The 13,695-nt window shown below is 74.1% G+C and carries 13 protein-coding genes and 1 tRNA gene; 8 read left to right on the top strand and 6 right to left on the bottom strand.

The features are described 5' to 3' along the window. Positions 1-3 precede the first annotated feature (3 nt). The 4 genes from ACZCLJ_RS17290 to otsA form a co-directional block, all read right to left on the bottom strand. A complete protein-coding gene (locus ACZCLJ_RS17290) occupies positions 4-1,269 on the bottom strand; it encodes a DUF4032 domain-containing protein (protein WP_463104643.1) in 1,266 nt (421 codons plus the stop codon). A gap of 344 nt (positions 1,270-1,613) precedes the next feature. Continuing rightward, positions 1,614-2,738: an ABC transporter ATP-binding protein gene (locus ACZCLJ_RS17295; RefSeq protein WP_251150160.1), complete on the bottom strand. Its 1,125-nt coding sequence runs from the start codon at positions 2,736-2,738 to the stop codon at positions 1,614-1,616. Between the two features lie 213 nt (positions 2,739-2,951). Beyond that, positions 2,952-3,815 carry a trehalose-phosphatase gene (otsB, locus tag ACZCLJ_RS17300; RefSeq protein ID WP_463104644.1) on the bottom strand — a complete coding sequence of 288 codons (864 nt, stop codon included), beginning with the start codon at positions 3,813-3,815 and terminating at the stop codon, positions 2,952-2,954. Next, positions 3,812-5,308 (bottom strand): alpha,alpha-trehalose-phosphate synthase (UDP-forming), encoded by a 1,497-nt coding sequence (gene otsA, locus ACZCLJ_RS17305; protein WP_463104645.1) that lies wholly within the window; start codon positions 5,306-5,308, stop codon positions 3,812-3,814. Before otsA ends, otsB begins: the two co-directional genes overlap by 4 nt. 130 nt (positions 5,309-5,438) lie before the next feature. Between otsA and ACZCLJ_RS17310 the strand changes: the two genes are divergently transcribed. The 4 genes from ACZCLJ_RS17310 (at position 5,439) to ACZCLJ_RS17325 (ending at position 8,885) form a co-directional block, all read left to right on the top strand. Then, positions 5,439-7,154, top strand: coding sequence for a serine/threonine-protein kinase (locus ACZCLJ_RS17310; RefSeq protein ID WP_463104646.1), 1,716 nt, complete (start codon positions 5,439-5,441; stop codon positions 7,152-7,154). 71 nt (positions 7,155-7,225) lie between these two features. Further along, positions 7,226-7,804, top strand: coding sequence for a hypothetical protein (locus ACZCLJ_RS17315; protein ID WP_251150163.1), 579 nt, complete (start codon positions 7,226-7,228; stop codon positions 7,802-7,804). A gap of 87 nt (positions 7,805-7,891) precedes the next feature. Further along, positions 7,892-8,749, top strand: coding sequence for a DsbA family protein (locus tag ACZCLJ_RS17320; RefSeq protein ID WP_251150164.1), 858 nt, complete (start codon positions 7,892-7,894; stop codon positions 8,747-8,749). 63 nt (positions 8,750-8,812) lie between these two features. After that, positions 8,813-8,885: transfer RNA gene (locus tag ACZCLJ_RS17325), tRNA-Thr, on the top strand. 45 nt (positions 8,886-8,930) lie between these two features. On the opposite strand, the gene ACZCLJ_RS17330 is transcribed toward ACZCLJ_RS17325, so the two are convergent. Both ACZCLJ_RS17330 and ACZCLJ_RS17335 read right to left on the bottom strand, forming a co-directional pair. Continuing rightward, on the bottom strand, positions 8,931-9,788 hold the full coding sequence (locus ACZCLJ_RS17330; protein ID WP_251150165.1) for an SGNH/GDSL hydrolase family protein: 858 nt from the start codon (positions 9,786-9,788) through the stop codon (positions 8,931-8,933). 156 nt (positions 9,789-9,944) lie between these two features. Then, positions 9,945-10,646: a uracil-DNA glycosylase gene (locus ACZCLJ_RS17335; protein ID WP_463104647.1), complete on the bottom strand. Its 702-nt coding sequence runs from the start codon at positions 10,644-10,646 to the stop codon at positions 9,945-9,947. Between the two features lie 141 nt (positions 10,647-10,787). Here ACZCLJ_RS17335 and ACZCLJ_RS17340 point away from each other — a divergent pair, with 141 nt between their 5' ends. From ACZCLJ_RS17340 to ACZCLJ_RS17355, 4 genes are all read left to right on the top strand, one after another. Further along, positions 10,788-11,105, top strand: coding sequence for a DUF3263 domain-containing protein (locus ACZCLJ_RS17340; protein WP_251150166.1), 318 nt, complete (start codon positions 10,788-10,790; stop codon positions 11,103-11,105). A gap of 72 nt (positions 11,106-11,177) precedes the next feature. Next, positions 11,178-11,825: a LytR C-terminal domain-containing protein gene (locus ACZCLJ_RS17345; RefSeq protein WP_251150167.1), complete on the top strand. Its 648-nt coding sequence runs from the start codon at positions 11,178-11,180 to the stop codon at positions 11,823-11,825. Between the two features lie 102 nt (positions 11,826-11,927). Further along, complete coding sequence (locus tag ACZCLJ_RS17350) at positions 11,928-12,131, top strand: cold-shock protein (protein WP_251150168.1); 204 nt, start codon at positions 11,928-11,930, stop codon at positions 12,129-12,131. A 45-nt stretch (positions 12,132-12,176) separates the two neighbouring features. Next, positions 12,177-13,679, top strand: coding sequence for a phytoene desaturase family protein (locus ACZCLJ_RS17355; RefSeq protein WP_463104648.1), 1,503 nt, complete (start codon positions 12,177-12,179; stop codon positions 13,677-13,679). Positions 13,680-13,695: the final 16 nt, after the last annotated feature.

The raw sequence follows: 13,695 nt of genomic DNA on the forward strand, positions 1-13,695 counted from the left end.
CGGTCAGCCGTAGTACTCCGGGTCCTTCTCGCCCGGTGCGAGGCCGAGGATCGACTTCTCGTCCGGACGGTGCTGCAGCACGTTCTCGACGTACGAGCGCGTGGCCTCCGCCATCGGCACGTCGCGGCCCGCGCGCTCCGAGATGAACCACCGGTGGTCGAGGATCTCGTGGAAGAGCTGCGCCGGCTCGAGCTTGCGACGCAGGTTGCGCGGGACGGCCTGGATCGTCGGCTCGAACACGCCGCTGAGCCAGTCGTGCGCGACGAACTCCTCGTCGTCGTTCTGCCGGTCGGTGGCGGCGCGGAACGAGTCGAGGTCGTTGAGGAGGCGCCGGGCCTGGTTCTCCTGCACGTCGAGACCGGTCAGCCGGATCAGCCGCCGCGAGTGGTGGCCCGCGTCGACGACCTTCGGCTGGATCTGGACGGTCGTGCCGTCGATGTCGGTCGTGATGGCGAGCTCGCCGACGTCGAAGCCGAGGTCGTTGAGGTGCTCGATGCGCGCCGCGACCCGCCACCGCTCGTCGGCGCCGAACGACTCCGACGTCGTGAGGGCCTCCCACAGCTCCTCGTACCGCGCGACCAGGGCGTCGCCGATCGCGACCTCGTCCACGTCCTCGTCGAGCAGCTCGCCCGCCGCGAGGTCCATGAGCTCGCCGATGATGTTCGTGCGTGCGAGGTCGACGTCGTACGAGCGCTGGCCCGGCGACAGCTCGCGGTGCAGGTCACCGGTCTCCGCGTCCACGAGGAACGCCGCGAACGTGTCGGCGTCCCGGCGGAACAGCGTGTTCGACAGCGACACGTCGCCCCAGTAGAAGCCCACGAGGTGCAGCCGCACGAGAAGGACGGCGAGCGCGTCGATGAGACGCGTCGCGGTGTCCGGTCGCAGCGACTGGCTGAACAGCGCGCGGTACGGCAGGGAGAACTGCAGGTGCTCCGTGACGAGCACCGCCTCCAGCCGCTCGCCGTTCGGGTCCTTGCGGCCCGTGATGACGCCCACGGGCACGACGCTCGGCACCTCCAGCCGACGCAGCTGTCGCAGCAGCTCGTACTCCCGGTACGCGACCGTCTCACCGATCTCCTTGATCGCGATCACCCGGCCCGAGAGGCGGACGAACCGCACGATGTGCCGGGAGATGCCGCGGGGGAGCGCCGCGAGCGTCTCAGCCGGCCAGTCCTCGAGCGGGACGTCCCAGGGCAGGTCGAGGAGAGCCGGGTCGGGGGCAGACGCGGTGATCTGCAGGTTGTGCACCGTCACGGGTCCATTGTCCATGGTCGTAGGTCGTGGTGGTCGGGTCCGCCGACGCCTGCGCGGGGGCGGGGCGGGTCTACCATCCGCCGCTCGTTCCTCGCGGCTCCCGCCAGACCCGCCACGACCCGCCCCACCCCCGCTCCGGCGTCAGCTCGTCCTGACGCCGAACCCTGGGTTGTGGGGCAGAGATGGGCGCTGGTGGCGCGTAAGCCCGGGTTCGGCGAGATGGGGGGTGTCGAACCCTGGGTTGTGGGGCAGAGATGGGCGCTGGTGGCGCGTAACCCTGGGTTCGGCGGGCGTCGGGGCGAACGACGAAGGGCGGGCCCGACCCGGAGGTCGGACCCGCCCCGTCGGCGGTGCGGAGGTCAGCTGAGGCGCTGGCCCGAGGCAGCCGAGAAGACGTGCGAGTTGCCCGGGCGGATCGCCACGTAGATGCGCTCGCCCTTGGTGGGGACGTTGCGCGGGTCGACGCGGACGATGACCTGGTTGTCGCCGGCACCCGAGTGGACCTCGGCCTGCGCGGCCAGCTCGCCCTTGAGGGTGCCGTAGACGAACGCGTCGGAGCCGAGCTCCTCGACGATGTTCACCTCGACGGGGAACGCGCTCTCGTTGGCCTGCGACACGACGTCGAGGGCCTCGGGACGGAAGCCGATCGTCACCTTGCCGTTGTCGGCCTCGGTGAGCTTCGCGGCCACGTCGCGCTCGAGCGGCAGGCGGGCCGGGCCGACCTCGGCGACGCCACCGTTGACGGTGAACGTACCGATGTTCATGGCCGGCGAGCCGATGAAGCCCGCGACGAACACGTTCTGCGGGGTGTCGTACATCTCGCGCGGGGTGCCGACCTGCTGGAGCAGACCGTCCTTGAGGACCGCGATGCGGTCACCCATCGTGAGGGCCTCGGTCTGGTCGTGCGTGACGTAGACCGTGGTGACGCCGAGACGACGCTGGAGCGACGCGATCTGCGTACGGGTCTGGACGCGGAGCTTGGCGTCGAGGTTCGACAGCGGCTCGTCCATGAGGAACACCTGGGGCTGGCGCACGATGGCGCGGCCCATGGCGACGCGCTGGCGCTGACCGCCGGAGAGCGCCTTCGGCTTGCGGTCCAGGTACTCGGTGAGGTCGAGGATCTTCGCGGCCTCCTCGACGCGCTGGCGGATCTCCGCCTTCGGCGTGCCGGCGATCTTCAGCGCGAAGCCCATGTTGTCCGCGACGGACATGTGCGGGTACAGCGCGTAGTTCTGGAACACCATCGCGATGTCGCGGTCCTTCGGCTGGACGTCCGTGACGTCGCGGTCGCCGATGTAGATGTTGCCCGCGTTGACGTCCTCGAGGCCCGCGAGCATGCGGAGAGAGGTCGACTTGCCGCAGCCCGAGGGGCCGACGAGGACGAGGAACTCGCCGTCCTCGATGTGCAGGTTCAGCTGGTCCACCGCGGGGCGCTCGGTCCCGGGGTAGAGCCGCGTTGCGTGGTCGTAGGTGACCGTAGCCATGATGGGTACATCCCTCCACCGGCAGGTACGTGCCGGACGATCCGTTGTGCAGTGACGTGCCACTTCGACGTAGCTGTTCGCGATGGCGGACGAGCGTGTCTTCGACGACACAAATGAAGTCGGACCCCCACGCAGACAGGGACCCGACGTCATCGTGGAGCCGATACTACCCCCGGCTGCTGAGTGCTAGGTCACACCCCGGTGCCGCCGAGGTCACGATCCGGTCCCGACCTCACCGGCCAGGGCGCGCGCGAGGAGGTCGAGCGCGGCGGCCAGCGTGTCGGCGTCGGGCACGCGCACCGCCGCAGCGGTCTCGCCGGGACCGACCTTGATGCCCAGGTCGTCGCCGTCGAGGACCGCCAGGGCCGTCTCGTCAGTCGTGTCGTCGCCCGCGTACAGGACGCGCGTGCGGCCGGTCGTCCCGGCGTTCTGCCCGACGTCGTCGCGCAGCCGGTCCACCGCCTCGCCCTTCGACACGGTGAGGACGGCGATCTCGACGACGTCCTTGCCGTGCATCGCGTGCAGCCCGAGGTGCTCGGCCACCGCGTCGGCCGCGGCCTCGGCCGCGAGGGTGTCCTCGGCGGAGGCGAGCCGCGTGTGCAGGACGGCGGCGCTCGGCTTGTCCTGCACCCAGGCGCCCTCGCGCCCGGCGACCGCGGCGGCCAGGCCGGTCCGCAGCTCGGCGAGCGCGCGCTCCTGGTCGTCGGTGAGCACGAGCGGCACGGCGTCCACCCCGTGCTCGGTCACGTGCCCGGTCTCGGCGCCGTGGCTCCCGACGAGGAACGTCCCGACCGGAGGTTCCCCGCGCTCGGCGAGATCGGTGAGGTTGCGCCCCGACACGAGGGCGAGCCGCGTCGTCGTCCCCTGCAGCGCCGCCGCGAGGCGGTCCACGGCGGCGCGGGCCGCGGGCGTCATGCGCGCGGCCAGGGGGTCGTCGACGAGGGGCGCGAGCGTCCCGTCGAAGTCGAGGGCGACGAGGCGCGCGCGGGGCGGCCGGTCGCCGTCGGCCGCGAATGCGAGGACGGTCTCGGCGACGTCGGGCGGCAGCGTGACGGGGGCCGGTGCACCCTCGCTCATGCCCGGCGCTCCACGGCGTCGCCCTGCTGACCCCGGTCGGCGGGCTCGGTGGACCCCGAGGAGCGGCGCGGCACCCGCGACGGCATGGCGGTCAGCACGCCGAGGAACGACTCCGACCACTTGGCGACGTCGTCCGTGAGGACACGGCGGCGCAGCCGGCGCATGCGCTTGCGCTGCTCGCGGTGGTCCATGTGCGCGGCCGCGACGATGATGTCCTTCATCCCGTCGATGTCGTGCGGGTTGACGAGCAGCGCGCCCGACGCGAGCTCGTCCGCGGCGCCCGTGAACTCCGACAGGACGAGGACGCCGCGGTCGTCGGAGCGGGCCGCGACGTACTCCTTGGCGACGAGGTTCATGCCGTCGCGCAGCGACGTGACGAGCATGACGTCCGCCGCGAGGTAGAGGGCGGCCATCTCCTCGGGCGGGTACGAGTGGTGCAGGTAGTGGATGGCCGCGTGCCCGATCTCGGCGTACTCGCCGTTGATGCGGCCCACGGCGCCCTCGACGTGCTCGCGCAGCTCCTGGTAGGCGTCCACGTTCTCGCGGCTCGGGCTCGCGACCTGCACGAGCGTCGCGTGCTCGACGTCGAGCCGGCCGTCCTGCAGCAGCTCGCCGTACGCCTTGATGCGGTGCCGGATGCCCTTCGTGTAGTCGAGGCGGTCGACGCCGAGGATCATGACGTCGGGGTCGCCGAGGTCCGCGCGGACCTCGCGGGCCCGCTGCTGCACCTCGGGCGTGCGCGCGAGCTCGTCGAACCGCCGCGAGTCGATGGAGATGGGGAACGCGGCGGCGCGCACGTGCCGGTCGCGCCCCTCGGCGGTGGGGACCGTGATCATCGGGCCGCGCGTGGTGTACGCGCGCAGCCTGCGGACCGCGCGGATGAAGTTCGCGGCGTCGCCCGCCCGCTGGAAGCCGACCAGGTCCGCGCCGAGGAGCCCGTCGAGGACCTGGCGCCGCCACGGGAGCTGCTGGAAGAGCTCGAGCGGGGGGAAGGGGATGTGGTTGAAGAATCCGATCCGCACGTCGGGCCGCTGCTCGCGGACCATCTGCGGCACGAGCTGGAGCTGGTAGTCGTGCACCCACACGACGGCGCCCGGCGCCGCCTGCGCGACGGCGGCGTCGGCGAAGCGCTGGTTGACGCGCCGGTACGCCTCCCACCAGGTGCGGTGGTAGGTGGGCGGCGAGATGACGTCGTGGTAGAGCGGCCAGAGCGTGTCGTTGGAGAAGCCCTCGTAGTAGCGCTCGATCTCGTCGGCGCTCAGGGTCACGGGGACGAGGCGCATGTCGTCCGCGTCGAACGGCTCGTGCGCGAGGTCCGGGGCGCCGGACCAGCCGACCCACGCGCCGTCGGTCGCCTGCATGACCGCCTCGAGAGCCGTGACCAGGCCGCCCGGCGAGCGGCTCCACGAGACGTCACCCCCGGCGTTCACCGTGAAGTCCACGGGCAGCCGGTTGGCCACGACGACGAGATCGAACCCCTCTTTGCCTGACAACGGAATTCTCCTTGTGCTTCGATGGAACGCGGATGACGCGTCCCAGGGTAGACGGACGGTCGCGCACGGCGCGGGTCGACACCGAGCGTCCCGGGCCGCCGGACGTCGCGTCTGCGGCTACCTTGTCACCATGGAGGAGTCCACGCAGCGCGTCGCACCGACGGCGGGCGGACGCGGGCCGGCCCCCGGCAGCGAGGTCGGCGGCTACCTCGTCGGCGCGCGCCTCGGCTCGGGCGCCATGGGGACGGTGCACAGCGCGCACGACGGCGGCGGCAACCTCGTCGCGATCAAGTTCCTCCACGCGCACGTCGACGTCGACGCGGCGGCGCAGGGTCGCGAGCGGTTGCGGCGCGAGGCGCTGGCCCTGCAGCGGCTGCGACACCCCGCCGTCGCGCAGATCCTCGACGTCGAGCTCGACGGCCCGGACGCGTTCATCGTCACCGAGCTCGTCGACGGACCGACGCTCGAGGACGAGGTCGCGGACGGCGGCCCGCTCGACGCCTGGGACCTGTACGAGCTCGCGGACCAGCTCGCCGCGGCGCTCGAGGCCGTCCACGCGGCGGGCGTCATCCACCGCGACCTCAAGCCGAGCAACGTCCTCGTGGCGTCGCGCGGTCCCGTGCTCATCGACTTCGGCATCGCGCAGGGTCTTGAGGACGCGCGGGTGACGTCGACCGGACTGGTCATGGGCACGCCCGGCTACCTCGCGCCCGAGCTGCTCGAGGGCGCGGCGCCGAGCGCGGACACCGACTGGTGGGGCTGGGCCGCGCTGCTCGCCTACGCGGCCACGGGCCGGGCCCCGTTCGGCGTGCGGCCGACCGACGTCGTGCTCGCCCGGGCCCGCAGCGGACGACCCGACCTCGCCGGCCTCGGGCCCGTCACCGCACAGGCGCTCGCGGGCGCGCTGCACGCCGACCCCTCCCGGCGTCTCGGCCCGACCGAGGTCGTCGCGGCGCTGCGCCGGGCCGCCGACACGGGCGACGCCCCCACCCAGCTCGTCGGGCCGCCGACCGGCCCGACGCAGGTCGTGGCACCCGCCGCCGCCGTCGCAGGTGCCGCTGCGGGTGCCGCGTGGGCTGCTGCGCCCGCGGTCGTGCCGCCGCCCCTGCCCGCGTCCCAGACGCAGGTGAACGACGGCCGTACCGTCGCCGTGCCCGCGGGTGGCCCGGCCGACCCCGACCTGCTCGACGATCTCGGGGCGCCCCCCTCCGACGAGGCCGGCGAGCCGCTGTACGTGCGGCCCGTGCCGGCGTCCCGGCGCACGGCGCTCATGCTCCTCGCGGTGCCCCTCGTCCTCCTGGGGGCGATGTTCCCCGGGCTCGCGTTCGGCGCCCTCGCGCTGTTCGTCGTCCTCGCGCGCGTCGTCGGCGTCACCACGGAGTCCCTGCACACGCGCCGTGAGCGGCGTGGCGTCCAGCGCAGCGACACGGCGCGCTCCGTCGCCGCGTCGCCCTGGTACGTCCTCCGCGCGATCCTCGGCGCGCTCCCGTCGCTGCTCGTCGCGGCGTGCGCGGGAGTGCTGGTCGTCGTGGCGGGGTGGTGGCTCCTCGAGGCGGACCGCTGGGTCGTCGTCGAGGGCCCCGACGGCGGCAACCCGCCCGTCGTGACGACCGTCCTGCTCGTGGTCGCGATGCTCGCGGCGGTCGTGCTCGCGTGGGTCGGCCCGCTCACGTACCTCACGCGCTACGGGACGCGCACCGCGCTCGCCCGGGTCGCCCCCGGGCGCACCGGGACCGTCGTCCTCCTCGGCCTCGGGATCGCCCTCACCGTCGTGTGCGTGGTGCTGCTCGCGTCGGACCGCCCGGTCGAGTGGTGGCCGTTCCCGGGCCCGCCGGACCTGCGCTGAACCCCGGGCCGGGCACCGGCGTCCGGTCGGCACCCAGGCCCGTCCCAGGCGGCGTGTGTAGTCTGGGCGCCGTGCTCCGGACGACGGTCACGCGCGGCCTCCCGCGCGGCGCGACGCGGGCGTCCGTCATGCCCGCGACCGGGCCGTTCCTCGGCCCCGTCGTCCTGCTCCTCACCGTCGCCGCAGCCCTGCTGACGACCCTCGCGGACCGCGGGTTCGCCGTCGTGCACCAGTGCGTGACCGTCCCCGGCGTCTGGGGGATCGCGGGGATGCACCTCGCGCTCGTCCACGAGACGCCCGACTGCCCGTCCGGGACGGCGCTCGGCGGTGACGGCGCCACGATGGTGACCGTGCTGGGCGTGCTCGCCGTGCCCGTCCTGCTGGGCCACGCGGTCGCCGCGCTCGTGGCCTGGGGCGTCTCGGCGCGCGTGCGCCGTGCGCACGCGCGGGCCCGCGAGCTGTCCGCCGGGACACGGCGTGTCCTGGCCGCGCTCCTCGCCCGTGTCCTCGGCGCCTCGCAGGGACGGAGGGTCGTCGGGCCGCGTGCCCAGCGGCTGCCGCGGCCCGACGTCGTCCCCGCCGCGCTGCACCACCTCGCCGACGCCGTGGTGCGCACCCGGCGCGGACCCCCCGTGGCCGCCCTCGCCTGACGGCTCCCGCACGCCGAGCCCGACGGCGGCACGCCCCGCCCTCCGTCGTCCCCGCACGACGACCGCACCGCACCCGAAGGACCCACCATGCCCAGCAACGAACCCCAGACCAAGGCCCAGCGCCGCGACGCCGCGCGCGCCGAGGCCCTCGCGCTCCGCGAGGCGCAGGCCAAGCGCGACCGCCGCAACCGGCTCATCACGATCGGCGCGCTCGTCGCCGGTCTGGCCGTCCTCATCGGCGTGTTCCTCTACTTCTTCATCCCCGCGCTGAACGACCAGAACGAGACCATCGACGCCGTCACCGCGGGGAACCTCAGCGAGGTCACGAACCCCGAGAACTCCACCGACGGCGGCATCCCGATGGGGGCCGACGGCGCGGCCGGCACCGACAACGGCGCGGACGCCGTCGAGGTCGCGGTCTACCTCGACTACATGTGCCCCATCTGCGGCGACTTCGAGGAGGCGAACGGCGCGCAGCTCGACGCGCTGCGCGAGTCCGGCGACATCACCGTCGTGCTGCACCCCGTGTCGATCCTCGACCGCTACTCGCAGGGCTCGCAGTTCTCCACGCGTGCGGCGGCTGCCGCCGGCTTCGTCGCCGACCAGGCCCCCGAGGCCATGAACGAGTTCAACAGCATCCTGTTCGCCAACCAGCCCGCCGAGGGCTCCGAGGGCCTGACCGACGAGCAGATCGCTGACCTCGCCGAGCAGGCCGGCGTCCCCGCCGACGTCGCGGCACAGATCGCCGACGGCACGGCCACCGAGGAGTTCGCCGACTGGGCCGCGACGGCCACGAACCTCGTCACCCAGGACGAGTCGCTCGCCAACCCGCAGTCCGGCGGGTTCGGCACACCGACGATCGCGATCGACGGTGAGCGCTGGGACGGCAACTGGTCCGACCCGAGCGCGCTGCCCGCCGCGGTCGAGGCCGCACAGCAGGGCTGACGTCCGACCGGGTCGCGCCGGACGAGCGGGTATCCTGCTCTCTCGTCCGGCGCGAGCCGGTGCGCCGCCTTAGCTCAGCTGGTAGAGCACTCGCCTTGTAAGCGAAAGGTCGTCGGTTCGAACCCGACAGGCGGCTCCGCGCGGGCCCCCGACCTCCACGAGGTCGGGGGCTTCGTCGTCCTCAGCCCTCCGCGAGCGGGACCGGCTGGAGCTCGGGTGCCTTCGGCAGCCTCCCGTCGCCCGACGACGTCCCCGTGAGGCGGCGCTGCACCCACGGCCCGACGTGCGCGCGCACCCACTGCCCGTGCTGCCGCGCGCGGTCGATCGCGGGCGACGGCGGCAGGGGGGTCAGCGGATCGTCCCAGGCCGCGTCGTCGGGCGCCTGGCCCAGCCCGACGAGCGCCGCCTGCGCGACGCGCCGGTGCCCCTCGGGCGTGAGGTGGATCCGGTCGTCGGACCACATGCGCCAGTCCTGCAGCGCGCGCAGACCCCAGAGGTCCACGACGTACGCGCCCTGCCGCCGCGCGATGGCCCAGATGTGCGCGTTGTAGACCCCGACGCGCGATCGCGTCAGCCCGACGAGCGGCGAGTGCGACGCGTCGAAGCCCGTGCCCATCAGGACGTCGATCCCCGCGGCCCGCAGTCGGGCGACCGCGTGCTCGAGGTTGCGCGCGAGGCGGTCGACGTCGGCGTTCGGACGCAGGATGTCGTTCCCGCCACCGATGACGCTCACGAGGTCCGGCTGCAGGGCGAGGGCCGCGGGCACCTGCTCCGTGAGGATCGACCGGAGCTTGCGGCCGCGGATCGCGAGGTTGGCGTACCGCAGCGGCTCGTCGCCCGCGGCGACGCGACGCACCGCGAGGTGCTGCGCGAGGAGGTCGGCCCAGCCGCGCTGGTGGTCGTCCTGGCCGGGGTACGGGTCCCACAGCCCCTCGCTGAACGAGTCACCGACCGCGACGTAGCTGTTCCAGCGCGGTGGGGCGGTCTCGGGGGCGGGCGTTCCGGCGGACGGGGAGGTCGTCGGGTTCGGCGTCGTCACCCGACCATTCTGCTCCTACCGCTCGCGTGGTCCCGGCAGCTCAAGGGGGCGCGGTGAGGGGCAGTTCCGCGGTGCGTCCCGTCCACCACCGCTCGTCCGTCGCCTCGCCACGACCTGCGGTACGGCCAAGACCCAGGACTCTCGCGGTCCAGGCACCTAGGTGGTCGGCAGGTGCCAGTCGACGGGGGCGGCGCCTTGCGCGACGAGGAGCTCGTTGACGCGCGAGAACGGGCGGGAGCCGAAGAAGCCGCGGCGGGCCGAGAGCGGACTCGGGTGCGCGCTGGCGACGACGGGGGTGTCGCCGAGCATCGGGCGCAGCGTCGCGGCGTCGCGGCCCCAGAGGACCGCGACCAGGGGGGCGTCGCGCGCGACGAGCGCCCGGATCGCGGCCTCGGTGAAGGCCTCCCAGCCCTGGCCGCGGTGCGATCCCGGCTCGCCGGGACGCACGGTCAGGACCCTGTTGAGCAGCATGACGCCCTGGTCGCTCCACGCCGACAGGTCGCCCGTCGCGGGGGTCGGGGCCCCGACGTCGTCCGCGAGCTCCGCGAAGATGTTCTGCAGGGAGCGCGGCACGGGGCGCACATGGGGCTGCACCGAGAAGGACAGGCCCATCGGGTGGCCGGGCGTGGGGTACGGGTCCTGCCCGACGACGAGCACGCGCACCTCCGCGAGCGGGCGCGAGAACGCGCTGAGGATGGCCGACGGCGCGGGCAGGTACTCGCGGCCGGCGGCGACCTCCGCACGGAGGAAGTCGCCCGTCGCGTGCAGCTGCGCCTCGAGGGGCGCGAGGGCCTCGGCCCAGTCGGGCGCCATGACGCTCGCGAGCGGGGGACGGGTCGTTCCGGGTGCGCTCTCCACGAGCACCGAGCGTAGCCCGCGCCCGGCGAGGACGAATGACACCGGTGTGGTTCGCTGCGTACCCTGGGGACGGTCCGACGGTCGCGACGCGATCGGGGCGGACGGTTTCGGTGACGAGAACGTGCACGACGGGAGGGAACCATGAGCGAGGCGGCACACGTCCTCGAGGGGCCCGGCGCGACCGCGCCCGACGGCAGCGACGACGCGGCGTCGGGACTGAGCGCGCGCGACCGGGAGATCCTCGACTTCGAGCGGCAGTGGTGGAAGTACGCGGGCGCCAAGGAGCAGGCGGTGCGCGAGCTGTTCGACCTGTCCGCCACCCGGTACTACCAGGTGCTCAACGCGCTCATCGACTCGCCGGCCGCGCTCGCGCACGACCCGATGCTCGTGAAGCGCCTGCGGCGCATGCGGTCCACGCGCCAGCGCGCCCGGACCGCGCGCCGTCTCGAAGGTCTCTGAGGCGGGGCGAGCCGTGGAGAACCGGCGAACCGGACGTTTAGCCATCGGCCTCGACCGGGCTACCCTGTCGCCGTGACGAAGAGCCGCTACCCCTACGCGCCCGACGAGTTCGACGCTCCCGCGCCGCAGGGTGCGCCCGTCGGCGTGCACCGCTCACCCCGCACCCGGTGGAGCAAGACCTGGCCGTTCCTCCTCGTGGCCGTGGTCTTCGCCGGGCTCGCGTACGGCGGCTTCACGCTGCTGTCGGACGGGAACGGCGAGGCGCCGCCCCAGGCGGAGTCCACCGATCCCGCCGGGGAGTCCACGGAGACGCCGGGCGACGGCGAGACCGAGGCGCCCGCCGAGACGGAGGAGCCCCCGGCCGAGACCGAGGAGCCCCCGGTCGAGGAGACCCCGGCCGCTCCGGACATCGACGGTCTCATGGCGGTCGCCGACCCGAGCGCGCTCGTCCGCGTGATGAACGACGGCGGTCCGACCGGCTCCGCGGGGACCGGCAAGGACGCCCTCGACGGGCGCGGCTTCACGAACACCACCGCCGAGGACTTCCCCGGAGAGTCGGGCGCGACGGGCAACGTGGTCTGGTACACCGAGAACCGCAGCGACACGGCGGCCGCCGTGGCGGCCATCCTCGGCATCCCCGCGGAGCAGGTGACCCAGGAGACGCTGCGTTCCGGCGACGTCATGGTCGTCATCACGACCGAGCTCACGCCCGCGGGCTGACCGGGCCCGCGTTCTCCTTCCGCCGGCCCGCCGTCGCCGCTAGGCTCGCCGTACCACGAGGCGGCGGTCGCCCCGTGGGTGACGACGCACGAGGAGATCTCGATGGCTCAGGGCACCGTGAAGTGGTTCAACGCCGAGAAGGGCTACGGGTTCATCACCCCGGCCAGCGGTGGTCAGGACCTGTTCGTCCACTTCAGCGCCATCCAGTCCGACGGCTACCGCTCCCTCGAGGAGGGGCAGCAGGTCGAGTTCGAGCTCGGCCAGGGCACGAAGGGACCGCAGGCCGAGGCGGTGCGGCCGCTCTGACCGTGCTGACGACGGTGCGGCCGAGGGACTGAGCAGGCGGGCGCGGTGGAGAACCTCGACGCGGTCGTCGTGGGCTCGGGCCCGAACGGTCTCGCGGCAGCGGTGACGCTCGCCCGTGCCGGGCTGACGGTCCGCGTGCTGGAGGCGCAGCCGACGGTCGGTGGCGGTGCGCGGACGCTCGACCTGGGCCTGGCAGACGGGGTCGTCCACGACGTGTGCTCGGCCGTCCACCCCATGGCCTGGGCGTCGCCCTTCTTCGAGGCGTTCGACCTCGGCGGGCGCGGGGTCGACCTCGTCGTCCCGGAGGTCTCGTACGCCCAGCCGCTCGACGGCGGTCGGGCCGGCATCGCCTACCGCGACCTCGACCGCACGGCCGAGCGGCTCGGCGGTCCCGACGGCGCGGCCTGGCGTGCGCTGCTCGGGCCCCTCGCGCACGGGTGGCGGGACGTCGTCGCGCTCGCGCTGAGCGACAAGCGCTCGGTGCCGGCTCGCGTGCTGCGGCCGGAGGGCGCCGCTGTCGCGGCCCGGTTCGGCGCGGCGGTGCTCGAGCAGGGCAGCCGTGCATGGGACCGTCGCTTCTCGACCGAGGAGGCCGCGGCGCTGCTCACGGGCGTCGCCGCGCACGCCATCACCCCGCTGCCCTCGCTCGCCGGTGCCGGGACCGCGCTGCTCCTCGCGGGGCTCGGCCACGCCCCGGGCGGCTGGCCGATCCCGCGCGGCGGGTCCGGTGCGATCGTCGCGGCGCTCGTCGAGGACCTGCGCGCGCACGGGGGTGACGTCGTGACCGGTCACCGGGTGGCGTCCCGCGCCGACCTGCCCCGGGCCCGGGCCTACGTGTTCGACACCGTGCCGCGCGTCGTCGCGGACGTCTTCGCCGACCGACTGAACCCGCATGCCGCGGCCTCGTTGCGGCGGTTCCGGCACGGCGACGCCGCGGCGAAGGTCGACCTCGTGCTCTCCGGGCCGGTCCCGTGGGCGGACGCCGAGGTCGGCCGGGCGGGCACGGTGCACGTCGGGGGATCGCGCGCGGACATGGCGTCCGCCGAGTCGGAGGTCGCGGCCGGCCGCCACGCGGAGCGCCCGATGGTGCTCGTGAGCGACCCGACCGTCGTCGACCCCGGGCGCGGGGCCGGCGGGCTCCGGCCGCTGTGGACGTACGCGCACGTGCCCGCCGGGTCGACGCGCGACGTCACGGAGGACGTCGTGGCCCAGATCGAGCGCTTCGCCCCGGGTTTCCGCGACGTGGTCGTGGCGTCGCGCTGCGTACCGGCCGCGGAGATGAGCCGGCACGACGAGAGCTACGTCGACGGCGACATCGCGGGCGGCGCGGTGACGATGTGGCAGATGGTGGCGCGCCCCAGCCTCCGCCCGGACCCGTACGCGGTCGGGCTGGAGGGCGTGTACCTCTGCTCCGCGTCGACGCCGCCCGGACCGGGCGTGCACGGCCTCGGCGGCTGGTACGCCGCGCGCCGGGTGCTGCGCCGCGAGTTCGACGTGCGCGACGCCCCGGACCTCGCGCCGCGGGAGGACCGCAGTCCGGCGACGTAGTACCGCAGCTCAGCGA

It is taken from the genome of Cellulosimicrobium sp. So1_17, from assembly GCF_055181235.1.